20 protein-coding genes are annotated in these 25,182 nt (G+C 32.8%); 10 read left to right on the top strand and 10 right to left on the bottom strand.

Annotated elements, in window-relative coordinates:
* Positions 1–20 precede the first annotated feature (20 nt).
* The 4 genes from AB3I20_RS09365 to AB3I20_RS09350 form a co-directional block, all read right to left on the bottom strand.
* Positions 21–1,316 (bottom strand): tyrosine recombinase XerC, encoded by a 1,296-nt coding sequence (locus AB3I20_RS09365; protein ID WP_208787904.1) that lies wholly within the window; start codon positions 1,314–1,316, stop codon positions 21–23.
* Between the two features lie 65 nt (positions 1,317–1,381).
* The gene (locus AB3I20_RS09360) at positions 1,382–1,657 is read right to left on the bottom strand and encodes an AlpA family transcriptional regulator (protein WP_048719109.1); all 276 of its coding nucleotides are present in this window, start codon (positions 1,655–1,657) and stop codon (positions 1,382–1,384) included.
* 39 nt (positions 1,658–1,696) lie between these two features.
* Positions 1,697–2,539, bottom strand: a complete 843-nt coding sequence (locus AB3I20_RS09355; RefSeq protein WP_035020830.1) for a Rep protein — start codon at positions 2,537–2,539, stop codon at positions 1,697–1,699.
* A gap of 204 nt (positions 2,540–2,743) precedes the next feature.
* Positions 2,744–3,094, bottom strand: coding sequence for a hypothetical protein (locus AB3I20_RS09350; protein ID WP_347935126.1), 351 nt, complete (start codon positions 3,092–3,094; stop codon positions 2,744–2,746).
* A 179-nt stretch (positions 3,095–3,273) separates the two neighbouring features.
* Here AB3I20_RS09350 and AB3I20_RS09345 point away from each other — a divergent pair, with 179 nt between their 5' ends.
* The 7 genes from AB3I20_RS09345 to AB3I20_RS09315 all read left to right on the top strand — a co-directional run bounded on the left by AB3I20_RS09345 (position 3,274) and on the right by AB3I20_RS09315 (position 15,822).
* Positions 3,274–4,143: a helix-turn-helix transcriptional regulator gene (locus AB3I20_RS09345; protein WP_347935125.1), complete on the top strand. Its 870-nt coding sequence runs from the start codon at positions 3,274–3,276 to the stop codon at positions 4,141–4,143.
* A gap of 316 nt (positions 4,144–4,459) precedes the next feature.
* Positions 4,460–4,885 (top strand): BREX-3 system P-loop-containing protein BrxF, encoded by a 426-nt coding sequence (gene brxF / locus AB3I20_RS09340; protein ID WP_367604304.1) that lies wholly within the window; start codon positions 4,460–4,462, stop codon positions 4,883–4,885.
* A gap of 9 nt (positions 4,886–4,894) precedes the next feature.
* On the top strand, positions 4,895–8,614 hold the full coding sequence (locus AB3I20_RS09335; RefSeq protein ID WP_367604305.1) for a DUF6079 family protein: 3,720 nt from the start codon (positions 4,895–4,897) through the stop codon (positions 8,612–8,614).
* A 4-nt stretch (positions 8,615–8,618) separates the two neighbouring features.
* Entirely contained in the window at positions 8,619–11,396 is a 2,778-nt protein-coding gene (locus AB3I20_RS09330) for a DNA methyltransferase (RefSeq protein WP_367604306.1), read from the top strand.
* Positions 11,397–11,446: 50 nt separating this feature from the next.
* Positions 11,447–12,979 (top strand): BREX-3 system phosphatase PglZ, encoded by a 1,533-nt coding sequence (pglZ, locus tag AB3I20_RS09325; protein ID WP_368027207.1) that lies wholly within the window; start codon positions 11,447–11,449, stop codon positions 12,977–12,979.
* Positions 12,980–13,687 (top strand): hypothetical protein, encoded by a 708-nt coding sequence (locus tag AB3I20_RS09320; protein WP_367604308.1) that lies wholly within the window; start codon positions 12,980–12,982, stop codon positions 13,685–13,687.
* A gap of 713 nt (positions 13,688–14,400) precedes the next feature.
* Positions 14,401–15,822 (top strand): reverse transcriptase/maturase family protein, encoded by a 1,422-nt coding sequence (locus AB3I20_RS09315; RefSeq protein WP_367604309.1) that lies wholly within the window; start codon positions 14,401–14,403, stop codon positions 15,820–15,822.
* 306 nt (positions 15,823–16,128) lie between these two features.
* Here the strand turns inward: AB3I20_RS09315 and AB3I20_RS09310 are convergent, their stop codons facing one another.
* The 5 genes from AB3I20_RS09310 to AB3I20_RS09290 form a co-directional block, all read right to left on the bottom strand.
* Positions 16,129–17,364: a tyrosine-type recombinase/integrase gene (locus tag AB3I20_RS09310; protein ID WP_368027206.1), complete on the bottom strand. Its 1,236-nt coding sequence runs from the start codon at positions 17,362–17,364 to the stop codon at positions 16,129–16,131.
* A gap of 88 nt (positions 17,365–17,452) precedes the next feature.
* Entirely contained in the window at positions 17,453–17,725 is a 273-nt protein-coding gene (locus AB3I20_RS09305) for a DNA-binding protein (protein WP_201705517.1), read from the bottom strand.
* Entirely contained in the window at positions 17,722–18,555 is an 834-nt protein-coding gene (locus AB3I20_RS09300) for a Rep protein (protein ID WP_368027205.1), read from the bottom strand. Before AB3I20_RS09300 ends, AB3I20_RS09305 begins: the two co-directional genes overlap by 4 nt.
* 203 nt (positions 18,556–18,758) lie before the next feature.
* Positions 18,759–19,262, bottom strand: a complete 504-nt coding sequence (locus AB3I20_RS09295) for a hypothetical protein (RefSeq protein WP_271027147.1) — start codon at positions 19,260–19,262, stop codon at positions 18,759–18,761.
* A complete protein-coding gene (locus tag AB3I20_RS09290) occupies positions 19,259–19,588 on the bottom strand; it encodes a hypothetical protein (RefSeq protein WP_271027148.1) in 330 nt (109 codons plus the stop codon). Before AB3I20_RS09290 ends, AB3I20_RS09295 begins: the two co-directional genes overlap by 4 nt.
* A gap of 183 nt (positions 19,589–19,771) precedes the next feature.
* Here AB3I20_RS09290 and AB3I20_RS09285 point away from each other — a divergent pair, with 183 nt between their 5' ends.
* Positions 19,772–20,602 carry a helix-turn-helix domain-containing protein gene (locus AB3I20_RS09285; protein ID WP_271027149.1) on the top strand — a complete coding sequence of 277 codons (831 nt, stop codon included), beginning with the start codon at positions 19,772–19,774 and terminating at the stop codon, positions 20,600–20,602.
* Positions 20,603–20,700: 98 nt separating this feature from the next.
* On the opposite strand, the gene AB3I20_RS09280 is transcribed toward AB3I20_RS09285, so the two are convergent.
* Positions 20,701–21,009, bottom strand: a complete 309-nt coding sequence (locus AB3I20_RS09280; RefSeq protein WP_368027204.1) for a hypothetical protein — start codon at positions 21,007–21,009, stop codon at positions 20,701–20,703.
* A gap of 105 nt (positions 21,010–21,114) precedes the next feature.
* Here AB3I20_RS09280 and AB3I20_RS09275 point away from each other — a divergent pair, with 105 nt between their 5' ends.
* Positions 21,115–21,345: a helix-turn-helix transcriptional regulator gene (locus AB3I20_RS09275; RefSeq protein ID WP_271027151.1), complete on the top strand. Its 231-nt coding sequence runs from the start codon at positions 21,115–21,117 to the stop codon at positions 21,343–21,345.
* A 46-nt stretch (positions 21,346–21,391) separates the two neighbouring features.
* Positions 21,392–25,093 carry a hypothetical protein gene (locus tag AB3I20_RS09270; RefSeq protein ID WP_368027203.1) on the top strand — a complete coding sequence of 1,234 codons (3,702 nt, stop codon included), beginning with the start codon at positions 21,392–21,394 and terminating at the stop codon, positions 25,091–25,093.
* Positions 25,094–25,182: the final 89 nt, after the last annotated feature.

Here is a 25,182-nt window from a genome sequence, read left to right as displayed (position 1 = left end):
ACAGCTTCATATCAGTACTTTCAGGCGTTTCGCAATTCATTTTGCGAAGCGTCTTTTTTTGAGTTGACACCATTGTTGACACCATTCCGGTCTGCATCTTTTTGAGACAATTTGCGATAGGCAATTTCACCAATGGGTATTTGAATGACGTTTGGTGTGTTTACATAGGTCCTCGTGATGTTTGTATCGCTGTGAGTCAATGCTTCAGAAATCTGTTCTAGAGCGACACCAGCTTGTTTGGCTAAAGTTGCCCCAGTATGCCGTAACTTGTGTGGAGTCGCATGGGTAAGGTGTTTATGTCGTCGCTCAATGGACTTCATACGGTAGTTCAAATAATCTGTATGAAGCCTTTGATTGATATTCCCTTTATCATCAAAGAAGGTAAAGAGTAGCTGTTCTTCGGTTTGTTCGATTTCAAATTGAGCTAGTTCTTCTTTTTGTTGGACTTTCCACTGTTGAAGTAATTGCTTTAGCTCATTTGGAATATGGAAGATTGTCGTTTTATTCCCTTTTGTGCTTTTTTCATTGCCAAATTTATCCAAGGCTTTACCAATCGTAATCTGGGAAGTAGTGAAATTCACGTTCTTCCATTTGATGGCGTAAGTTTCTGATTTTCGATCAGATAAAAAGAAGGTAGTTAGAAATAATACATAGTCTTGTAAAGTTAGTTGTCCACTTTCGTAATCACTTTGGACGGCAGTTAGCCATTCTTGAAGTTGTTCAAAGGAAAGGTATAAATCTTCTTCTTTCTTAGCTTCTTGTAATTGGTTTTTCTTAGTAGCATTGATTCGTTTAAGCGATTTTTCTAGTTTATTCCGTTCAATGTATTCAAGCTCTTCTGCCCAATCGAAAATAGAATTAACGTAGCTACGTAGTATTTTGAAGTTTGCGTATTCGGCAGCCTTTTGAGTCATGATTTTTAGAACAAAGGCTTTGTTTTGATTCAGATAGTTCAACGTGTATTTTCCGAACATTGGTAAGATGTGAAGTCGAAAAATATCTTTTGTATTCGTGATTGTGACAGGAGTAGGAGACTTCGTGTTTCGAGAAGTTAAGCCAGCTGTATAAGCATCAATCCAGATATCTTCATAGAAATCTTTGAACAGTGCTTCGCCACCTAGTTCAAAAGCGTTCTTTTCTTTGTTTTCCCGTAGCTCTTTAATCTTGGCATAAAAATCAATTTCTGCTGCTTTTGCCTCCTTTCTAGTTTTGAAAGTTTTAGAATAAAGTTTGTTTACGCCTATCATCTCTTGGATATCTTGTGGATAGTAAAGCCGTAAACGGTAAGTCTCATTTTCTGTTTTGCTAATTGCCATAGTATTTCCCTCCGAGTTTGCGAGCCGAAATCAAATACTATATATGGAGTATAACGATGTCGGAATTATTTTGCTAGGCTTGCTAGCCATTGATCAATGGCGATACGGTCAAATCTATTAGAACCGTGGATTTGAATAAGGGGTAAGCCCTCTTTAATCCAGCCATCTAACGTATTGTTGGAAACTTGTAGATAGTTACAAGTCTGCTTCTTATTCATATAGCGGTGTTGCAGGTTTTCCTGTGTCTTAATTTTTTCGATTTCAGTTGTGATTAAATTAGATAGTTGAGTAGAAATGATGCCCATCTGATCATCACTGAGTAAAATTTTCATTTCGGTCATATTCTCACTTCCTTTGAATTTTGCGTAGGGAATAATGAATTATTTTTTTATCTTGGTATAGCGAACAGTGCTTTCTTGAAAATCCATCACTTGTTCTGGAGTTCCGCTTTCGTTTATCGCACTGTAAAATATCGGACGTCTTACGAGGTACTCATTGGTATAAAGTACGTCTTGATTTGTGGTATCAAAGGGTTGCTCCACCAGTTGTTTTGTGACGCTGGGCACTTTGAGGTTGCGGGATTTGAAGAAGGCTTTTTTCTTATGCTCTTTCATATCCAAATCTTTATCGAAGTATTTGCTGATATAGCGCCCACGATTTTCGATACTATCCACATCAATCTTGTTGATTTTGACAAATCCATGTCCCCAGATCGTAGTAAGACGATTCACGGATATGAAAGGGAAGGTAAATAAGATAATGTGGTAATGGATCGCACCTCGTTCTTGTTTTTCCCACGTGGCTAGGTATTTTAGATTTGCTTTTTTTGTGTGATAGAGTTTGTAGTTTAGTCGTTTGATAAATTTTTTAAATTCATTATTCGCATAAGCAATGTCTTGAATGTTTTCTCTGAAAGTGAGGGTTAAAAATTTTGTCTGATTGTCAAAATTTGTGTCCACGAGTCGGGCGATTTCAAAACGCATATTTTGATAGTATTTTTGTTTTCGTTTTAAACTGTCGTATTGTCCTTGGGCAGATAGTTCATCATAGTTTTTTCTTTTGTCGGTAGTCGTATCTTCTTCATAAAGCCAAGCTAATTCTTTTTGTCGTTTTGGGTTGGTTTCATTTTTGTCTGCTTTTTGTTTGGGAGTAATGATTGCTTCATAATCATAAATTTCAAGGTACGTGGGAGTTTCAATGATTTTCTGATTATAAGCTTTCAAAAATCATCACTCCTTGGTGAGTATTCAGTTGTCAAAGAACCATCATTTTTTCTCCTGATGTTGTTCTATAAATCAAGTTAAGGGGAAGGGCTGCAAGCAGTCCTTCCAGCCTATGAGTTTATTGGGCGGTCTTAACGGACAGAAACGGCTCTGTGGCGTTGCCCCGCCGTTTCGTCCTAACCACCCAACAAACTCATAGGAAAATTAGTTTTGCGTAGTGGACCCTTGTTTTTTCGGAATCAAGGTTGTCGAATCTGCCGTTGCTGATAAGCCATAGCTGATAAATTGACCATTCACACGCCCCCACGGACTAATGACTAAATTCGAAAAGGTTACAACGGCTAATCCCTGTTGATCCAATTCTTCTTTTGTAATGACTGGATTTTCCGACTTGACTTTCACGCTGATTTTTTCGTAGCGAAGTTTGGGTAGGAGGCATTCATAGCTCCAACCTAGAATTTCGCCATCCTTTTGCCAGCGAGAGACATTAACGACTTGGTATTCTTTTTCGAGTTTTTCTTTTGGTAACATGAGATCGTTGATTTTAATTGGCATAATAGCCCTCCTTATCATATACGAAAATTTATACGTTGGTTTTAAAAAAATAGATGGCCATCTACGATTTATATTTTATACGTTTATTTATACGAAGTCAAGAGATTTTTATAAAAAATATATACGAAATTTTATACGAGTGGTATAATAGAAAAAAAGTGACAGGGAGGAAGCAGAATATGTTTGGTTTAGTGCAACCTGATAAAGTGAAGGTGGGACAAAGGATCAAAGAAATCAAAGAGGGAATGAATCTCTCTTTTACAGAATTAGGAAATCGATTAGGTTTAAAGAAGCCAACGATCAGTTCTTATGTTCAAGGATATGCGTTAGCCCCTGAAAGTGTCATTAATCAGTTGTCCAGCATCAGCGGAAAACCTGTAGGTTGGTTTTATTTTGGGGACATTGAAGAATATATCGCAGACTACTTGCGATTGAAAGGACAGGCAGCGATTGTTCAAGAACATCCCGAAGTTGTTCGAAAGATCAAAGAAGAATTTTATACTGGTGAATATAAAAATCCAGATTGGGAAAATGAAGTCGGGTACCCTTGCGAAGAATTCATTGACGATTATTTTTATGAGTTGCAACAAGAGGTTATCAAGGAAGAAATCCAAAAATTGACATCCAATGAGATTGAGAACCTACCATTTGCCAGTGAACTATCCGATGCGAAAAAAGACGAAGCAGTCACCGTTATTACGAGTGGTATCATCGAATACATGGATGTAGCTGGCGAATTTAATTATGAAAAAAAAGATGATATGATTAAAATGGTGAATCGAGAAGTCAATAAGTACGATTTTTTTGCGGATAGTAATTTTGAAGATCGGTATTTAGTGGGAAAACTAATAAATATTTTGGCAGATCAACAAAAAACCAGCGAATTAATCAATCATTTATCTGAAGAGTTGACAGATAGGGCATTTACAGGATTGTTTGGTGGGAAAGAGTTGGTAGAAACGATTCAGACGTTAAGACCAGCGTTAATTAATCTGTCCAATAAAATTAGTGCTGATCAGCTTGAGGATTGGTTTGAAAAGTATAATTAATTTAAATTAGGGATTGATGATATGTCGCTAGGGGATCAATTGAGACTGAACCGATAATGAATAGGGCTATAAATTGGCTTAATATTCCCCGTCAGATTATTTCAAAAAAATTGTATGCTTACATTTGCATGGTATAATCACTGATAGTTAACATAAGGTATATTTCAGTTTTTTTAATTGTGAAAAGACGATAAGACATTATTTTCTCTTAGCGAAAATCAATCAGGTTGTTTTGAAATATCGCGGATATTGTTTCGTCTTTATCTATTAAAGTATTCATAAATACACTAATTTTTTCAAAAGGAGATTGTAGATAATGGATGATATAGGGGTATTTATTTCCCATTTAAAAAAACAATACCAAAAGTTAGGAGTGGTAGTATCTAGCCAGGGTAAAGAAATTAATATGGATAGAGTGGAATTCGTAAAATTGAACCTACCTTTAAGCGAATTACTTCTGGAAAAGAGTCGGCGAAGTTGGTATCTGGTTACTTCTGATTTTATCAAAGGAATAATAGAACATTCTTCAGAAGAAGTTGTTCTGTTTGATAACTTTGAATTGATAATGAATCCAGAATTAGGTGTCAACTTTATGGATTTATTGCTAGAACTAAGTAAGATAAAAATTGTTTTGATTGCATGGCATTATGATGTTGAAGGGACCACTCTCATATATGCAAAACCTGGGCACAAGGAATACCGCCGAATTGAAATGAAAGAAGATCAATTATTTTTTGGATAGGAGAAGAAAATGCTCTATAAAGAATTAGTAAATTTTGAACCAATTGATTCAGTCATCCAATTAACAGACGCAAATTCAACAGAAAAGGCAATGCACCTGTTGGATACATACGTAATCTCAGATCGCATGGCAGAAACAATTAATGAAATTATTTTTAAGCAACTACAATACACTAGACCAGAGGACAACAAGGGATTATTGGTCGTTGGTAACTATGGCTCAGGTAAGTCACATTTGATGTCAGTGATCTCAACAATTGCTGAGTATGAAGGTGCTAGTAAGCATATTGCAAATAAAGAAGTAGCTGAGCACGCTAAACAAATTGAAGGACAATTCAAGGTAATCAGGTTTGAGATTGGTGGGGTAGATCGCCCGTTCAAAGATATTATTATTTCACAACTCGAAAAAGGCTTTATTGAAATGGATGTCAACTTTGAATTTCCAGAAGATGATTCGAAGTTAACCAATAATAAAGAATGGCTACTGGAAATGATGGATGCCTTTAATACAAAATATCCAGAAAAAGGGTTATTAGTAGTCGTTGACGAACTTCTGGATTATCTTCGTTCACGTAAAGAGTTAGAAATGACATTGGATTTAGGGTTCTTACGTGAGTTAGGTGAAGTAGCGTATGATAGCCGCTTTAGGTTTATGGCCGGGATTCAGGAGATGCTATTCGATAATCCACGTTTCTATTATGTAGCGGATCCACTTCGACGGGTAAAGGAACGTTTTGAGCAAGTACGTATTGTAAAAGAAGATATTGCCTATGTTATTTCACAACGATTACTTAAGAAAAATGATTTGCAAAAAGATAAAATTCGTGAACACTTAACGGAGTTTTCTAAGCTCTATGACCGACTAAGTGAGAATATAGAAACATATGTTGAGTTGTTTCCAATTCATCCAGCATATTTATTGACATTTGAGAATGTTCATAATATTGAAAAACGGATAGCATTAAAAACCATTACCAATGAAATGAAGAAGATTATTAATCACGAAGTGCCGATAGATGATCCAGGATTAGTTTCCTATGATAGTTATTGGACATACATTGAGGAAGACCCATCTTATAAGACAATTCCTGAAGTTCGAGAAGTGATGGATAAAGTATCAATTTTGAAGGATAGAATCAATAGTGCCTTTCCTTCAACAAAAAGACGCTATCAAAAAATGTCTATTCGTATAGTGAATGCTATGGCATTGAATCGTCTAACTACTGATGATATCTATTCTAAGGTAGGGATGACTTCTGATGAATTGAAAGATGACCTTTTTCTAACAATTCCTGGTCAGATGGATATGCTGCTTGAAGATCCTGATCCTGCTGGATTTTTGAAAACAAATATAGATGTGGCTATTAAGACAATTATGGAAACCGTTAGCTATCAATATATTTCAGTAAATGAAGTCAATGCACAATATTATCTAGATTTGAAAAAGGATATTGATGTAGATAGTTTGATTGCAGATCGTGCTGAAATTATTGAAGCGGACACAATGGATCGCTACTATTTTGATTTATTACAAAATGCGATTGCTTTGGATGATCTTACTTATATTTCTGGTTATAAGATTTGGTCATATGAGCTTCCTTGGGAACAACGCCGAGTAATGCGAAAAGGATATCTTTTCTTGGGTTCTCCCAATGAGCGATCTACAGCGCAACCAGAGAGAGATTTTTACATTTACATGTTACGACCATTTAATACCGTAAACTATAAAGATGAGAAGCGCTCGGATGAAGTCTTCTTCAAACTTAATTTAGAAGACGATTACTTTGAAAAGACATTACGAAAATATGCTGCAGCAAAAGAGCAGTACATTGAAACAACACAAGCTCAAAAACCTTTATTTAAAGCTAAGTATGATAGCTACTATAAGCAATTGAATAAATGGCTGTTCGAACATTTTGTAGATGTATTCAAGGTGGTTTATAAAGGTAAAGAAGGATATCTTTCTGATTTTGTAATGTTCCTTCCGCAAGAAGATACTTTGAAAGCAATGGTCAACTATGCTTCTGCAGAGCTCTTGAATGAAGCCTTTCAAGAGAAATACCCAGATTATCCAACCTTTAAAGAATATAAGCCAGGATATCTAACAAATGATAATATCAAAACTTCCGCAAGTGATGCCTTGCAATTCTTAAATGGACGTTCAACAAAAACTGGGGAGGCCATACTGAACGGCTTGGTTATGGAAGATAGCACTGGGAAAGTCACTGCCGAATCCATTTCTAATTCTGACTTTTCACGTTGGATTTTGGAAATGCTAGAAGAAAAAGGTAACGGCAAGGTGGTTAATAATAAGGAAATATATGATCAAGACGCCTTACGCGGTACAGGTGATAGACGACTTTCAAAAGAGTTTAAATTGGAGCCCGAATTAGTAGTTGTCGTGATTGGTGCGCTTCTTTATGCAGGAAAATTAGAGATAAGCGTAGCTGGAACGAACTATACAGCAATGAATTATCGAGAGTTTGCTGCCGAAAATATCGAGGTATTGTCTAATTTCGACTATATCAAAAAGCCATCTGGTCTTCCAATTAATGAAATCAATGCGGTACTAAATCTATTTGATGAGTACGCCCCAAACTTTGATGAAAAGATTCTAGAAGGATATATTAGGCGCTTTAGCAGCAAGTCAATTGAAGAAGTGAGTCATACCTTAAATACTATTGAGATGGTCAAGAAAGGTTTTTCTATTGGCGGCACAGAAGTTATGGATGCAAATACTCGACAAGATACAATTATGAGACTCACTTCTTATAAAGATTTTTGTGAAAAAGTCCAACGGTATAATACCGTTGCTAAAATGAAAAACTTTTCGGCTAGCGTTATTGAAATCTCAGAACAAGAAGAAAACAAGAAATTAATTGATTCAATTGAACAGATGAAGAAAGACGTTGACGAAGTCGGTACACTAGTGACATACATTACACAGGCTACTTACAACTATGGCCTTGAGAGTGATTGGACAAAGAATGCCCAAGAAGCGATTAATGCTGTCGTTGAAGCCGTGAAGAAAGGTGCTGGATTCAAGTCGCAAATGGATGACTTGAAAGAAATTAAAGAGCACTATATAGATGAATATTATGATATTCATCAGAAATCTCGATTAACAAGTAAAGAGGAAATTAATCGTGATGCGCTACTTAATTCAGTTGAGGCAGATGTATTAGCTACACTAAAGGCCAATATCGACATTCTTCCGGGGCAACAGCTTATTGATTGGGTCCGAGAGCTACGTGCTGCAAGAGCTTGTTTTTCACTAACAAAAGCTGAACTAGAACAATATCCGACATGTACTCATTGTAATTTCGAAATTGGAAAAACTGATCGGAATTCTAAATTGGTTGTATCTAATGGTAAAGAAAAGTTAACTGGAATTTATGAAAATTGGATGGAGATTCTTGTAAGTAGCTTACAACAGGGAGACATTGTTGAGAATCGGGAACTCTTGAATAATGAAGAAAAAGTAGAAATTAATCAATTCATTGCTACAAAAGAATTAACATTTCCGGTTAGTCCTCAATTCTTGAATACCATAAATAATTTGTTTAAAGGCTTTGAGAAGGTCGAAATAACTGAAGCGGAGCTGGTTAAAGCGATGGGAGATGGTAGTCCAATGTCAGTTAATGAACTAGAAGGACGTATCCGTCAATTGATTGCAGAGCTAACTGAAGGCAAAGAGAAAAATAAAGTTAGAATTATGTTTAAGAGGTGAGTAGATGTCATTAGAAAATGAACAATTGTCTTTTGATTCTGAACAAAAGGAAAATAAAGGAGTGACAGTTCTCGGGATGGAATTTGAAAACGATAATGCTCGTCGAGAGTATTTCCGGGAGGAACTGAGAAAAAAACTTCCTGATTTGAGGGGAATTGAAGGCTTTCCAATAGGAAATGATGAGAATATTATTGAATTATCTAATCCGCCATTCTACACAGCCTGCCCGAATCCCTGGATTTCAGATTTAATTGATGAATGGAGTGCTGATAAGCCCGGCAATGAATATCATCGCGAACCTTTTACATCTGATGTTAGTGAAGGAAAGAGTGACCGTATTTATAATATCCATAGCTACCATACAAAGGTACCCCATAAAGCAGTGATGAGATACATTTTGCATTACACGAATCCAGGTGATATTATTTTAGACGGTTTTTCAGGTACAGGGATGACTGGTGTAGCTACAAAATATACAAATAGTAGAGAAGAAGTAGAAAAATTAGGTTACTATGTAAATGAAAAAAATGAAATTTTCGATGATTCAAATGAAGTTTTTTCTCAATTAGGAGAAAGACACTCCGTTCTGACGGAACTCTCTCCTGCAGCAAGCTTAATCTCAAATAGTTATAATGAGAATATATGCAGTGAAGATTTTAAAAACAAGAGTGAAAGTATTTTAGCTGAACTTAATAAAGAAACATCTTGGCTTTTTATGACCGAGGATAAAGATGGGAATATTGTTCCGATAAATTATTCAGTTTGGAGTGATGTTTTTCTTTGTCCCAACTGTGATAATGAGCTTGTCTTTTGGGATATAGCTGTTGATATGGACAATAAAGAAATGAAAAAAGAAATGTCCTGCCCTTTTTGTAAAGCAATCGTTACAAAAAAAGATATGAAGCAAGTATTTGTATCGAAGTTTGATAATATATTATCCCAAGTGATTAATGTTCCTAAACAAGAGCAAGTTTTAATAAATTATTCAAATGGATCACAAAAGATTAATAAGCGACCAACTCAGTTTGATTTTGAATTACAAAAAAGAATTGAAGATTATGATATTGCTGGGTTTGTACCTATAAATGCGATAATAGCTGGTGACGAGACGGATAGATTAAAAAAATCTGGAATTCGACATGTGTTTCAGCTCTATTCCAAGAGAAACCTTATCGTAATGTCTGTTTTTTATGAAAAAATTAGAGGTACTAAGTATTTTGGTGAGTTCTTGAATATTCTAAGGAGCAGTAATTCATACTCGACTAAAATGGTAAAAGTGAATGTTCCAAGGTTACTTGATAAAGGCGGAGTATTTTCATTTGGGTTTGTTAGCGGCACGTTGTATATTCCTAGTTTAAACGGCGAAAGACCAGTTCTGGATGCAATAAAATCTAAAACGAAGAGTATGATAGCAGTGATTGATGGTATTCAAAACTCATGTGTTGTGTCAAATCAAAGTACAACTGATTTAAGAAATATTCGAAGGAATAGTATTGATTATGTATTTGTTGATCCTCCCTTTGGGGCAAATCTGATGTATTCTGAATTGAACTATTCTTCAGAATCATGGATGAACTTATTCACAAATAATTCTCAAGAAGCAATAATGAATAACATGCAGAATAAAGCAATTGGTGATTACAAATATCTGATGAGCAGATGTTTTAGTGAATTGTATAGAGTTTTGAAACCGGGAAGATGGATGACAGTTGAATTTAGTAATTCAAAAGCAAATGTTTGGAACTCAATTCAGGAAGCCATTCAAAATGCAGGCTTTATAATCGCAAATGTCGCCGCATTGGATAAAAAGCAGGGAAGCTTTAAGGCAGTTACCACGACGACGGCAGTAAAGCAGGACTTAGTAATTTCTGCTTATAAGCCTACTGAAGAGAATATTGAGAAAATGAAGGCACAACGTAATAATGTGGAATCAGCTTGGACGTTTGTTACACAACACTTATCAAACCTTCCAGTATTTATGGGAGACAAAGGTGATGCGGTAATCATATCCGAGCGAACACCACGTATTCTATTTGATAGAATGGTTGCCTATCATGTTCAGCAAGGTCTACCAGTTCCAGTTTCTTCTGCTGACTTTCAATCAGGTATTGCTAGTCGTTATCCGATGCGTGATGGCATGGCTTTTTTAGACTCTCAAGTGGCAGAATATGATAAAAAACGAATTCTTGCAAAAGAGTTTGCTCAATTATCGCTATTTGTATCTGATGAAAATAGTGCTATTGAATGGATTCGTCAACAATTAATGAAAAAGCCACAATCTCGACAAGATATCCATCCGCAATTTATGAAAGAGATTCAGCATATTGCAAAGTATGAAGAATTACCTGAGCTCGATAAGTTGTTAGCACAAAACTTTTTATACTATGATGGAAATGGGGTAGTACCCAATCAAATTAGTACCTATTTGACAAAAAATTATCATGATTTACGTGGCTTAGAAAAAGATGATGCTTTATTAAGAGAAAAAGCAAAAAATCGGTGGTATGTGCCAAATCCTAATCAACAAGCTGATTTGGAAAAACTGCGAGAGAAGAATTTATTGCGTGAGTTTGGCCATTATCTTGATGAAATCAATAATAGCAAGAAGAAATTAAAAGCATTCCGTACAGAAGCAATCCGTGTTGGTTTTAAGAAGGCGTGGACAGAAAAAGAATATCAAACTATCGTAACAGTGGGTGAGCGTCTACCAGAAAAAGTAATCCAAGAAGACGATAAGCTCTTGATGTACTATGATAATGCTTTAATGCGAACAGAAATGTAGCAAATACTAATGATAAAGAAACTTGATAGATTCTACACATAGAGGAAGTGATGAAAATGAACTGGATAAACGAGATTACAGACAGGTTCCCGCAGAAAAAGATTTATCTTGTAAGAGATGACGATGGATTATTGATGATAGATAATGTTAAGGTCGAATTGTCTGAGTTAGATGTTTCTGTAATAACTTATGGAGATCCAGTTCATTTTCGTTATACATACGAAACTAAATTCGGTAGAAAATTTGATGGAACACTACTTATTCGCTTAGTAGATACTGGTTTTCAAGAGGTTCCTTGGGACGTGTATCAAAAGGCATTTCGGGAATCTATTGAAATTGCTGATATATTTCCCTTCCTGGATAGTAAAGCTGTGAAAGAGCTAGATATTGAAAAATGGGAGCAATTATACAATGCCCAGCAAAGTTTAACAACAAGACAAAATTATGTTTCTTCAATGAAATTTATAGAACGTGTGATTTACCATGAAGCTGAGGTACACATTTCAATGATACTTGATCCTTATGTCGAAGATCTTACGCTATTTAATAAAAAAGCTCCGGTCTTGCGTGAATGGGGCGAGATTGCTAGATTGATTGGTGAACATCGCTTATATCGTAGAATGGATGAGGAGTTTGAATTATTAGTCGATGGTGCCAATAAAAAATTTCAAGAGTATTTAAAAAAAGAGTATGATAGAAATCTTTCCCTCCCTCCGGCAAAACAGCCAAATTATGTAAATCAAATTTTGAATTATTTATACAGAATACAAGGTATTTCGGGTAGAAAATTAGCTTTGATTGTTATGGATGGAATGAGCTTTACTCAATGGAGTGTTGTTGAAAAATGGTTAGTTAATAAAAGCTTTGATTTCCGAACCGAGGCAACCATGGCGATGATTCCGACTATTACCTCTGTTTCAAGACAAGCAATTTTTTCTGGAAAAAGACCTAGTGAGTTCCCAGAAACAATTACCAGAACTTCCTCGGAGCCAATTCAATGGCGTAAATTTTGGAAAGAAAAAGGATTCCTCGAAAATTCAATCAAGTATCAGAAGGGTTTAGGGCACACAGACTATCAAGATACCGTTCTTGAGTTTAGATACGCGGGTACAGATATCTATGGGTGTGTCATCGATGTTGTGGATGGATTTATGCATGGTGCCAAGCAAGGTCTGGAGACAGTTCAATCAGAATTACGAATTTGGCTTGAGAAGGGATTCTTAGAATCTATGTTAAGTGACTTGATGAATTTGGATTATGATGTGTATATTACGTCTGACCATGGAAATGTGGAGGCAACTGGGATTGGACGAATTCAAGAAGGTATTCTTGCTACAGGGAAAGGTCAACGTGCTCGGATATATGACTCAGAAGTACTTAGGTCTAATACACATGATTTATATACTGAATCAACCATAGAATGGGAGAGTGTAACGTTACCGAATAAGGGGTATTTTTCGGTAATTGCTAAGGAAAAATTTGCATTTGTACCTGAAGGTGAAATAATTATGACCCATGGTGGAATGCATGTGGAAGAAGTAATTGTGCCTTTCGTAAAAGTTTTAAAAAGGGATGATCGATAGATGAAAAAAATGGTGGGATTATTTCGTGTAATGACATTTGAAGAGTTGGACAAAGCTGCTGAAGTGATGGTGAAATATTCACCTACAGACGCGTATCAAATATTAGATGAGACCTTTGCAAAAACAGTTAAGGGGGATACGTTCCGCAGAAAAGCTCTAAACAATTTAATGAAAGTATGGGGGAACGGCCAGAAGCCACTTTCTGATTTTCAAGAGAAAGTACTAGAACGATATGCTATTTCAAATTATGATGAGAAAAAATCGTTGCAAGTTTTGATGCTGCTTTATTCTTTTTCATTTTTTTCAGATACCATAAATATAATTGGGAAGTATCTACGTATGCAGGATACTTTTCAATCGAAAACAATTATGGAAGAAGTTCGTAGCACTTATGGAATGTCTGAGACAGTGAATAAAGGGTTGTTGACGGTTTTGGGTTCCTTGGTTGATTGGGGATTTCTATTTCGTAGCAAGCCTGGTGTATATGAACTTACGAAGCACAAAATTCTGATTACTGATGAGTTTATAAAGAACGTATTGATACGCTCTATTTTAGCTCATACGGATGCTGAATACCTTCCGCTAGAAATTATAAATAATCAAGCGGGATTATTTATGTTTGATTATCAGGTTAGCAGATTAGAAGTTCATCCTGATGATTTAAATGTGTTACGAGAAAGAACAGATACTTTCATAGGGTTAAAGTAACGATTATATGAATTGAAAGCAAACAACAATTGTAAGCTTTACATCAGTAATTTAGGGAATTTAGCAATTCGTTTTGCGAAATGTCTTCTTTTGAGTTGACACCATTCCGGATTGTATCTTTTGAGACAATTTACGATAGGCAATTTCACCGATTGGTATTTGAATGACGCTTTGTTTATTTACGTAGGGTCTCGCTATGCTGGTATTGGTATCGCTGTGAGTCAATGCCACAGAAGCCTGTTCCAGAGCTACATCAGATTGTTTGGTAAAATGCTGTTTTTCTATTGTAGTCATTGTGCTATAATTAACTAGCTAATACTAGCAATCATATTGTTGAGTATTAGGAAATTTGTATAACAAAGTAAAGTGATTTGACTTCAACAGAAGTAATTTGCCTGACGTATACAGAGCTTAATCTTAATATTAATATTAAGCTCTGCATACTAAGTATGGTAACCAAGACTGTCAGAAGAACCATTTCGCACCTCCAAGAGTAATAATCTGTTGGAGAAACTTTCTTAGTTATATTATATACTATTTGTATTTTGTGAGAATTTCTCACCCCGCCATATTACAGATGCGGTAATAGCCTTATTTGGCAGAAGTAGAGCCTAGGGGTCGCGCCTTAGGCAGTGTGCAAAGTAAATTACATAGTAGCGGGACTAAATTTACTGTTGTTGCTCCAATAAAATTAGTTGACCGAGGGACTCAAAATGAATAAAGATGTTTATAAATATTCAACAAAAAAATATCTTCATTTTGACAAAATCACTAGTTTTAATTCAAAGGTAGAAAAGTATGTGTATGAGTTTGAAAAAAATCCTACACATAGTTTCTTACCTTTGATTTTTAATGAAATCAATATTGAAAAATTTAGAGACTTAAAAGATGATCCTGAAAATGAAAATAAAAGTAGAAATGGACGGAAAGTCCCTGTCAAAGAAAAAAATAGACCAATTATGTACGCATCTCATATAGATAATTATATATATAAGCATTATGGGCTACAGTTGAATGAATTGTATAATATCTATGTAAGCGAAAAAAATTTTGATAGTTCTGTTTTAGCATATAGGACTAACAAACATGGTAAGAATAATGTTCATTTCGCAGCGGAAGTAATTAATTTTATAGCAGAGCATCCTAATTCTTTTGTTTACGTAGGAGATTACACAGGCTTTTTTGATAACTTGGATCATGAATATCTTAAACGAATGATTAATTGTTTATACGGTGATAATAGAATGCCAGATCATCAATTTAAGATTTATAAAAGTTTGACAAAATATTCGTACATTCACAAGGAAGATATAAACTATTTCGTTGCTCCAGATAAGGAAATTTATGCTAGTAGAAAAAATTTTTATTTTGCTAGTTTTGCTGACTTTAGGCGTTTCAAAAAAATGAAAAGTCATTATTTTAGTGATGGAAAAATAGTTGTTAGAACAAATAATGATGAAAAAGGAATCCCTCAAGGGACGGCGATAAGTGCGATATATTCAAATATATATATGCTGGAAATAGATGAATCTATTTCCAGTTTAGTAAATAATTATGGCGGAATTTATCGAAGATATTCAGATGATTTTATTATCATTTTGCCTGACATAAGTGAAGAATTATTCGATAGTTTAAGGCAAGAAATAGAAAATAATATTTTCGATAAAACTAAAATGTCTATTCAAAAAGAAAAAACTAATATAATGTATTTTGATGGTAAAGTATTGAGAAGAGTAAATGCGCATACGATGACTAAGCTAGACTATTTAGGTTTTGTATTTGATGGAACAAATGTGAAGATGAGGGAAAAAAGTATTACTAAGTTTTATAGAACTGCATATAAATTAATTAAAAAAGGAGAAATTGTCTCCAGACAGAAACGACATATTGGTGACAAAATGCGTTTAACATATAAACGTAAATTATATCAAAATTATCATCAACTTGGAGAACGCACTGATATTAAGTATCACTATAAGCAAAGGGAATTTGGAACTTTTATTACATATGCTCGAAAATCCCAGAAAATCTTTGATATATTATCACCAATGACTTGCAACCTCATGTCTTTTCAAATAAGAAATCATCAAAAAAATATTCAGAGAAAAATAAGAGATGCTGAAAAAAATTTATAGCATAAACAATATTCCGGCTCACATATTTTTGTTTAACAAATTGACACCATTGCTTTCAAATAAATTGAAAGTCAATAAAATTTTTTATGTTTCAATCTCTTTAAATCATTGCTATTAAAGCATTATGAAGCTGTTTGAAAAAATGGTTGGGCTAACCAGGTCTTAAAAAAGCTCGTAAAGCTTCACAATTTTCAAAACGTTAATATTCGCTATATGTCAACATTTCTGGCACTTTCCATATTTTGGAGAGTGTCTTTTTTTGTGTTTTTAGGTACGACAATGGGTACGAGCTTTTAAACCTGATATTCATTTTACATTTTTTGCCTTTGCTAATCTTTGTTCAAATTTTTCATAAGTAGATAGATCAACAATGTTTGGTGTGTTCACATAAACTTCTGTTGTTTTTGTATCAGAATGGGTGAGCGCTCTAGAAATTTGTTCCATGGTTGCGCCACCTTCATATGCTAGCGTACTAAAAGTATGTCTTAGCTTATGAGGGGAAGTTTTTATTAAGTGGTTGTGTCGACGTTTAACTGAATTGATGCGGTAGTTAAGGTAGTCTATGTGCACTGGAACATTCACATTTCCCTTTCTATCAATATAGGTGAAAAGAAATTGCTCTGCATTTTGTTTAATTCCAAGTTGTAAAAGTTCTTGTGCTTGTTCTTTTTTCCATTTCGTTAACAACTCTATAAGGGAGGAAGGTAGCTGGAATTTAGTGTTTTTTCTTCCTTTGGTAGGAGTTAAATTTCCTAGCTTGTCTTTGCTTTGGACAAGTAGTATTGTTCCATTCTGTAAATCAACATGTTTCCATTGCAGAGCATAACTTTCACTTTTACGATCGCCTAAATTCAATGTTAAGGTAAAAAGGACAAAATCTTGAAAGGCTAGATGTTTGTTATTGTAGTCTTGTTGAATAGCTTGAATCCACTCAAGAAGTTGTTCTGCGGTTAGTGCTTCTCCTTTTAGCGCTCGCTCCATTTTTCTACGTTGTTTTAGAGGATCTCCTACGTAACGAGTAATTTTAGCAACACGATTGTATTCAATGTAATCAAGAAGTTCTGCAATATCAAACAATTGATTTACATAGCTTTTAATTGTTTTGATATTTGCATATTTTTGCGCTTTCGCATTTAATTTTTGCAAAACTAGATCTTTATTTGTATTCAATTCAAAGAGAGAGTAACTACCAAACATAGGTAGAATATGAAGACGAAACAGATCTTTGGTGTTTAAAATTGTTTGTTTTGATGGAATCATTCGGTTTCTCCCACTAGAACCATTGCAATACATGTCTAGCCAGATCTGTTCATAAAATTCTTTGAAAGAAATGTTTGCTTTTAATTCAAAAGCTCGTTCATGTTTTTCAAGTTGTACTTTTTCAATTTTTTTAAGAATATCTTTTTCAGCTACCAGAGCTTCATTTTTGGAAGAGAACGTTTTTCTGTATCGCTGTGAAGTAACACCCAGAATTTCTCTTACTTCTTTAGGATAAAATACTTCGACTTTATAACTTCCGCTTTTCATTTTTTTGATTGCCATTAATATTTCCTACTTTCTTGCGTGAATCAGAACGTAGAAAGACTATCGTTTGATTATAGAGTAGACATTTGAACATTTATAGGTTGGTTTAAGCATATTTTTTTAACCAATTATCAATTTCTAACTTATCATAAAGTACTATTCCGTTAATACTGATTCGTGGAAGTCCAACTGTAATTAGTTTATCAATAGTATTATTGGAGAGATTAAGATATTGGCATAACTGATGCTTTTTAAGATAACGATTATTTAATCCTAAATCAATTTGAAATTGTGTGATTTCATTTTCTAATAGTTGGTGAATGGCTTCCTGTAATCTTTGTTTTTGAGTGTCAGACAATAAAATAGTGAGTTCGTTCATTTATGTGTTCCTCCATTTTTCTTGATTTTTGTGTAACGAACATTTTGTTCTTCAAAACCTATTTCTTTGTTTGGAATATTTTGTTCATTCCATTCTTGAAAGAAGATAGGTCTTTTACTTACATAATTGTTGGTAAATAAGACTTCTTGTTCTTTTACTTCATAAGGGCGATCTGTCAGTCTTTTTATTTCGAGTGGATGTTTCAAGTTTTGCGATTTAAAGAAGGCTTTTTTCTTATGCTCTTTTAGTTCTAAATCTTTATCAAAATACTTGCTGACATACCGTCCTCTATTTTCGGCGCTATCTACGTCAATTTTGTTGATTTTGATTAGTCCATGTCCCCAAATAGCTGTTAGTTCTGTATGAGGTAAATATGGAAAGCTGAATAAAACAACATGATAATGAATAGCGCCACGTTTTTGTTTCTCCCACGTAGCTAGGTACTTAATTTGGGATTTCTTTGTCTTGTATAAATGGTAGTTTAGTCGTTTCATAAATTTTTTGAACTCACTATTCGTATAGGTTATATCTGTTACATTCTTTTTAAAAGTTAAGGTTAAAAATTTTGTTTGATTATCAAAATTCGTATCAATGAGTCGAGCAACGACAAAGCGTTGATTTTTGTAATGTTTTTGTTTTCGCTTTAAACTGTCATATTGTTCTTGTGCGGTTAAATCATCAAATGTCTGTTTTGTATTTTTTAGCCAATCAGGTTTTTCTTTCTTTTCATCATTATCTGTTTTTCTTTTTGTTAAAATTAATTGTTCATATTCCCAAATTTCAATGTACGTAGGGGTTTCAATAATTTTTTGATTGTATCCATGTAGCAATCGCAATCACTCCTACTACAGAAATTGAGTGTTCTTACTGGTTATTCAATTGTCAAAGAACAAGTGCGAAACTTTTTGATTTTTCGCCAGATGGTGTTCTATAAATCAAGTTAAGTAGGAAGAAAGTCTACGTCTTTCTTCCAGAGCAACCATCCATCGTGTGGTTGATTTTCGAGCGGAAAGCGGCTTGAGCTTTGATGGCTCTACCGCTTCCGTCGAAACCACCCGCTGGAAGGATGCTCTTGGGTGGATAGTGATTCTTCAAGTTGAGCCAAGCGTTGTTCTAATGTTTGATAACTTCGTTCCAATTGTTGGTACTTTTTTGTTAATGCTTGAAATAACGCATCTTTGTTTGCCAACTTAATTTCAATTTGATTGATGATTTCAGTTAGTAATTCACTATGATTCATGGTATCTAAATGGTGTTTCTGATCAAAAAATTTTCGTAAAGAAGGGTCTCTACCCAATATAGGGATCAGTTCTATTACTTTTTGAAATTTTTGGATTTCTTCCAGTGAAAACATTCTGGTTTTACGGTGATTCATTGTTCTTTTAGTTTTTGTGTGACTGGCAAAACGAATATAATCATAGTGAAATTGGTAATCGCACTCTTTTTGAATAAAATTTGCCCATTTGTTTAAGGTAGAGAGGGAATTCAGCCCCTCTACTTTTTTAAGCACGTCATGGGCGGTGAAGTACTCAGTCATTTGTTTGGAACTAGTGTGGCTTTATTGGCTGTAGCAGCTAGTCCATAGCTAACAAATTGTCCATTTACACGACCCCAAGGTGTAATCGCAAGATTATCAAATCGAACGATTGCCATACCTTTTTCATCTAATGCTTCTTTCGTGATTACAGGAGCTTCACTTTTAACTTTGACACTGATTTTTTCAAATCGGAGTTTTGGAAGTACACATTCATACGTCCAACCCAACGCTTCGCCGTCTTTTTGCCAACGGGAGACTTGGACTACTTGGTATTCATTTTCAAGCTTTTCTTTTGGTAAAGTTAAATCGTTAATTTTTACTGCCATTTCATATTCCTCGCTTTCTTTTAGTACGTTTTTTAGTACAAATATAGTCTAATGGAGCTAGAAAGTTTTGTCAATATTTTTTAGTACAAAAAATAGTACAAAATTATTTTACTCTTAGTGCATTATTTGTTATGATTATTTTGATAAAAAATTGGCTTTTAACCATTGAGGAGATTGAGCTTTATGAAACCAAACAAAAAAAAAGTAGGCGAAAGAATTCGAGAAATTAGGACAAATCTAGGCTACAGTATGGACGAATTTGGAAGTTTATTAGGTGATTCTCCACGAAGTTCTGTGAACAATTGGGAAAAAGGGGTCAGTATTCCTAAAAGAGATAAACTAGAAAAAATTGCGATATTAGGGAATATGCTACCAGACCAAATATTATATGGTCGAGCAGATGAATATTTATATGATTTAATTGATAGCAGTTTCAATGTTAAATTCAGTGATAATATTCTTTATGAAATTTTTGAAAGTGTTCCGCCTGAAAAGCGATCTTATGATGATTTGATGTGGTTAGCCGTTGCGAAATATTTTATTGATAATGGTACATATGGAAAAGTTGTTGGAAAATTCAATTATAGTTCAATGCTAGGTATACCTAACCTTTATACAGGAAGCTATCAAAATGAATTTATTGAACAACGTGAAGATTATAAACAACAAGAAGTTAAATACTATGTATATGCAGATCCGGAAAAAAACATATTACACATTATGCCATTTGTTCCTAATGAGAAAAATATAGAACTGCTTTATGAATGTCCTGAATTATTAGAAGAACAAGCAGATCACGAAGTATTTACTTCAAATTTTGAACAAATTGGGCTTACCTTAAAAGATTCAACCATTATCTATTATGGAATCGATAAACAAAAATTAGAAGCTAAAACTCAGGCTTATAAATATGATGAAGCGGCTGATTTATATAGAGTAACTCAACTACCGGAAACTTTATCAATGTTTGATGATGAAATCCAAAAGCAAATTTCGATTTTAAAAAGTAAATAATTGCATATAAAAAGAAGTCAACAGTGTTTCATAACTGTTGGCTTCTTTGTTTTGCTATTCAGTTTATAAGTTAGGTCAGAACAAAATATATCGTAAGTCTAAATTCTAACCTTTTCTCTTCTTTTTAAATTTTCAAGCTGTTTTTCTAAACTCTCAGTACGTTGTAGAAAGTCATTGAGAAAGATTTTGAATATTTGGGCATTTGGATGGTATTTTCGAATGATCTTTTTTTTATTAATTGTTTCTTGTTCAAAATCAAAAAATTTGTTTAATATCTCTAATGTTGATGTCCATGATTGAAGTTGTTCAAGTGTTATTTCTAGCGCATTGATATCTTGTTGAGTAATGATTTTAATCGGCTGATTCTTCTTTGTTAGTAATTCTTTATTTTCTTTTTCCGATGTCATAAGGTTTCCTCCTGCTATTTTACAAAATCCATGTCTATACGAACAACAATCTAAAATTATTATACTATACCATGTTTATATAGACAACACGGGGAGTGAATATGAATGAACGAAAATGAAGGTGGTAGAAAAGTGGAAGTGCTGATCAACGATTTATTAGCAGAACGTCAAATGTCTTTAAGAGAACTCGCAAGATTGTCGGGAATTGAGCCTTCAAATTTAAGCAATTTGGCAAATGGAAAAAGACAGAAAATTTATTTAGAACACATTGAAAGAATCGCAGATGCGTTGGAGATTGATGATATATCGAGAATATTAAAGTTGAGTAGGAAGTAAATATTTACTTTTTTATGACGACATAAAATGTTAAGGAGATTGTACTATGACGGATTTAAAATTTGAGAAATTACTACCAGATAATAATGTAGATATCTCTTCGTATGAAGAAGCATTAGATTTTGCATTAAATAATAAAATGACTAATGTTGCTTTGTCTGGTCCATATGGTGCTGGGAAAAGTTCTGTAATTGAAACATACAAGAAAAAAAGACCAGAAAAAAATTACATGCATATTTCACTTTCTCATTTTGATGGTTCTAAAGAAATAGATACACAAATTCTAGAAGGAAAAATTATTAATCAATTATTACATCAAATCGAATATAAAAAGATACCTCAAACAATTTTTAAAGCTAAAGAAAATGCCAGTAGATTTACTATATCCGTTACGTCAATTGTTTTACTTTTAATTTTATTAAGTGGATTTATTACTTTCAAGTTTTCTACTTGGAAAAGTTTTATTGAGCAATTAAATATTGGAAAATTAGGGCGCTATTTTATTAATGATCAAATTCATGTTATTGTTGCAGTCTTTTTTTTCTGCTCAATAATATACTTAACATTTAGATTTGTCTCTGCTCAATTAAATCAAAAATTATTTAAAAAAATTATGCTTAAAGGAAATGAAATTGAAATTTTTAAAGATAGTGAAGAATCTTACTTTGATAAATTTATGAATGATGTGATTTATCTTTTTATAAACTCCGAGAAAGATATTATAATTTTTGAAGACTTAGACAGGTTTGATGACCCCACAATTTATGAGCGTTTACATGAAATCAATACCTTAATAAATAAAAGGTTAAGTATAAAAGACATAAGTAAAAAATTAGTTTTTATTTATTTAATAAAAGATGACACTTTCAAATCAAAGGATAGGGCAAAATTTTTTGACATGATAATTCCGATTGTACCAGTAATTGATGCATCAAATTCTTTTGATAAATTTTTATCTATTTTTGAAGAAAGTAATGTAAAAGAAGATTTTGATATACAAACTTTAAAAAAGATATCTTTATATATCGATGATATGCGTTTATTAAAAAATATAAATAATGAATATCTTATATATAAACAGAGATTATCAAGCATAACGTTAGATTATAACAAGCTTCTAGCAATGATTACCTATAAAAATCTTTTTCCAGAGGATTTTTCTTTATTTCAATCAGGTGTAGGATATATCAATAAAGTAATTAATAGAAAAAGTTATCTAATTGATGAAAAAAAACGAGAAATAGAAAATAAAGTTGATGAAATAAATGCAGATATTCAATCAGCCAAGAAAGAGATGTTAAATAATATTAATGAATTAGATGCTATTTACTTAAGTTCATCACCACAATATTATTTTACTGTAAATGGTAAAACTGAAAATGATTATTCTAATCGTAGTGAATTTATTAAAGCAATAAAAGAAAATAACTATGAAGTCTTTGTAAATAAACCTCAAGTTAATTATTATAGTCTTCAATGGAATCCAGAAAAAATTAACTTATTAGAGACATTCGAAGCTTTCAAATCAGATGAAAACTATAAAAAGAGACTGAAAAAAATAGAGGATAAAAATAAAATAGAACAGCTTGAGCAGGAGAAAACCAGGTTAATGCAGGAGCAGATGAAAATTGAGGGAAGCAACTTATCACTGTTACTTAACAATGTGGGAAATAATTTTTTCGAAGTCAAAGAAATTTTTAATCAGAAATTTCATTACTTATTCTCAAGTCAGTATTTTCCTTTAATAATTTTTCTATTAAGAGAAGGATTAATTGATGAAAACTATAGCGATTATTTGACATATTTTTATGAAAATAGTTTACGAAAAGAAGATAAAGAATTTCTTAGAGGTATATATGATAGAAGTCCTAAAGCTTTAACTTATGAACTTAAAAATTTAGAATTGATTATCTCAAATTTAGTTGCAATGGATATTATCACATATAAAATAAAAAACACTTATTTAGCAAAATATTTGCTTATTAATTCATATCAATATACTGACTATGTAAAAAATACAATCACTATTATGCAAGAAGAAAAAAATAATGATTATTTATTATCTTTGTACCAAGAGAGTTCTGATCATGAAGATCTTAGAGTTATTATCAGTGTTGTATTAAGTTTATGGCCTACAGTTATAGAGAATGTGATTAGTAAAAGTACCCACACTAGGGAAGAGTTAGAATTTGTTTATGCGTTGTCTTCATTCACTATGCTTGAAGGGTTGAAGATCAACAACATAGATAATATGTTAGCTAATCATATAGGAAATCGAGAGATAATGTATTTAAATAAATTATCATTATCAGAACAAATATCTTTGTTGAAGAAATTTGCATCTATAGGGGTAAAATATACTAATTTAATAAGTACTAAAGTTGGAGAACAAGAAATTAAAGAAGTTGTGAAACTAAGATTATTTACTATTTCTAAAGATAATTTACAAGATATCTTAGATATATATAGTGTTAATTACACTGAAGAAGAATTTTCAACAAGTAATATAAGTTTATTAGCAAAAACAAATCCAGAAAAAATTTATGATTACTTTTTTAGAGAAGAAATAGCTAACTATATAAATGCATATTTAGATTTTGGGTCAACAAAGCTAGTGGAGGATTCTAGATTTATTGTAAAAATACTTAATGAGAGTGAAATAGGGATAGACTTGTCAAAAAAATTATTGGACAGAATATATTTTACTGAACCTTTAGAAGATATAAGTATTATTGAAAATAAAGAATTATGGGACATTTTATTAGAAAATAAAAACTTGGAAATTACAGGAAATAATATACTCCATTTCTACAAAGAAAAAGAAGACAATATCACGGAAGAAATTGTACAAGCAATTAATGCAGAAGATGTCATGATTAGTTTTACAAAAGATCTTGATTCCATTGAAGATGTAAATGTATTTTTTAATGCAATAGCTAATAACGCCAATATTGTTACGAAACAATATATTTCAATGCTTAAAAGTTTAAATAGGGTTTATATAGAAGGATTCTCTTTGAGTGTTTCTCGTGAAAAAATCAAAAATTTGATTCAAGAAAAAATAATTAAATTAACTCAAAAAAATTTATATGAAGTAATCGAGAAGTATCCAGAAAACATAATAGATTTTGTGTTGATAGACATAGATGTATTCTGTGATATTTTTTCTAATGAAGACATATATAACCATAATATTCTTTTAAACTTAATAGATAATCCAACACTTACTGATATATATCGCAAAAAGCTTATTGATATTTCTGATCAAGATATTTCAATTGTAGGTAAAGAATTCTCTACAGGACTTCAATTGTATATTTTAAAAAATAAATATTCAGAGAACGATTTACAACTTATTGTAGAAAATTATTCTACTTTTGACAAAACAGTGAAAGCTGAAATAAAAAATATTTCTATTGAAAATATAGACAGTATAATAGATAAACAATTTAATATAGATACCATGCTGTTAGATGATTTGTTAGTTGATGAACAATTTCAAGGAAAACAAAAATTATTTTCTTGGTATATACAAAAATACAATGATAAACAAGTAATACATTATATAGAGAAGCTAAACTTTCCAAATGAATTTATTTCTGTTTTAAATAGGAAACGTCCTAAGTTCATTAACTCCGATTTAAACAATCGAATTTTAGAAGACTATAGAAGAAGAGAATGGATAACAAAAATTGATACAGAAGATGGCATGTTAAGAGTACAAGGGAGAAAAATTTTGCCTTTATGATTATAAATAATCGTACGACAGATATATAGCTTCCATAAAATGATATGAAGCTGTTAAACAATTAAATTTTTATAATTGTGTTATTTTTT

The organism is Enterococcus sp. C50, from assembly GCF_040887505.1.
Classification (GTDB): domain Bacteria; phylum Bacillota; class Bacilli; order Lactobacillales; family Enterococcaceae; genus Enterococcus_B; species Enterococcus_B thailandicus.
This window is presented reverse-complemented; position numbering and strand designations above follow the sequence as displayed.

Excerpts from the sequence above, each read along its gene's own strand:
- AB3I20_RS09365 (WP_208787904.1), bottom strand. The coding sequence starts at position 1,316 with ATGGCAATTAGCAAAACAGAAAATGAGACTTACCGTTTACGGCTTTAC.
- AB3I20_RS09360 (WP_048719109.1), bottom strand. The coding sequence starts at position 1,657 with ATGACCGAAATGAAAATTTTACTCAGTGATGATCAGATGGGCATCATT.
- AB3I20_RS09350 (WP_347935126.1), bottom strand. The coding sequence starts at position 3,094 with ATGCCAATTAAAATCAACGATCTCATGTTACCAAAAGAAAAACTCGAA.
- AB3I20_RS09345 (WP_347935125.1), top strand. The coding sequence starts at position 3,274 with ATGTTTGGTTTAGTGCAACCTGATAAAGTGAAGGTGGGACAAAGGATC.
- brxF (WP_367604304.1), top strand. The coding sequence starts at position 4,460 with ATGGATGATATAGGGGTATTTATTTCCCATTTAAAAAAACAATACCAA.
- AB3I20_RS09335 (WP_367604305.1), top strand. The coding sequence starts at position 4,895 with ATGCTCTATAAAGAATTAGTAAATTTTGAACCAATTGATTCAGTCATC.
- AB3I20_RS09330 (WP_367604306.1), top strand. The coding sequence starts at position 8,619 with ATGTCATTAGAAAATGAACAATTGTCTTTTGATTCTGAACAAAAGGAA.
- pglZ (WP_368027207.1), top strand. The coding sequence starts at position 11,447 with ATGAAAATGAACTGGATAAACGAGATTACAGACAGGTTCCCGCAGAAA.
- AB3I20_RS09320 (WP_367604308.1), top strand. The coding sequence starts at position 12,980 with ATGAAAAAAATGGTGGGATTATTTCGTGTAATGACATTTGAAGAGTTG.
- AB3I20_RS09315 (WP_367604309.1), top strand. The coding sequence starts at position 14,401 with ATGAATAAAGATGTTTATAAATATTCAACAAAAAAATATCTTCATTTT.
- AB3I20_RS09310 (WP_368027206.1), bottom strand. The coding sequence starts at position 17,364 with ATGGCAATCAAAAAAATGAAAAGCGGAAGTTATAAAGTCGAAGTATTT.
- AB3I20_RS09305 (WP_201705517.1), bottom strand. The coding sequence starts at position 17,725 with ATGAACGAACTCACTATTTTATTGTCTGACACTCAAAAACAAAGATTA.
- AB3I20_RS09295 (WP_271027147.1), bottom strand. The coding sequence starts at position 19,262 with ATGACTGAGTACTTCACCGCCCATGACGTGCTTAAAAAAGTAGAGGGG.
- AB3I20_RS09290 (WP_271027148.1), bottom strand. The coding sequence starts at position 19,588 with ATGGCAGTAAAAATTAACGATTTAACTTTACCAAAAGAAAAGCTTGAA.
- AB3I20_RS09285 (WP_271027149.1), top strand. The coding sequence starts at position 19,772 with ATGAAACCAAACAAAAAAAAAGTAGGCGAAAGAATTCGAGAAATTAGG.
- AB3I20_RS09280 (WP_368027204.1), bottom strand. The coding sequence starts at position 21,009 with ATGACATCGGAAAAAGAAAATAAAGAATTACTAACAAAGAAGAATCAG.
- AB3I20_RS09275 (WP_271027151.1), top strand. The coding sequence starts at position 21,115 with ATGAACGAAAATGAAGGTGGTAGAAAAGTGGAAGTGCTGATCAACGAT.
- AB3I20_RS09270 (WP_368027203.1), top strand. The coding sequence starts at position 21,392 with ATGACGGATTTAAAATTTGAGAAATTACTACCAGATAATAATGTAGAT.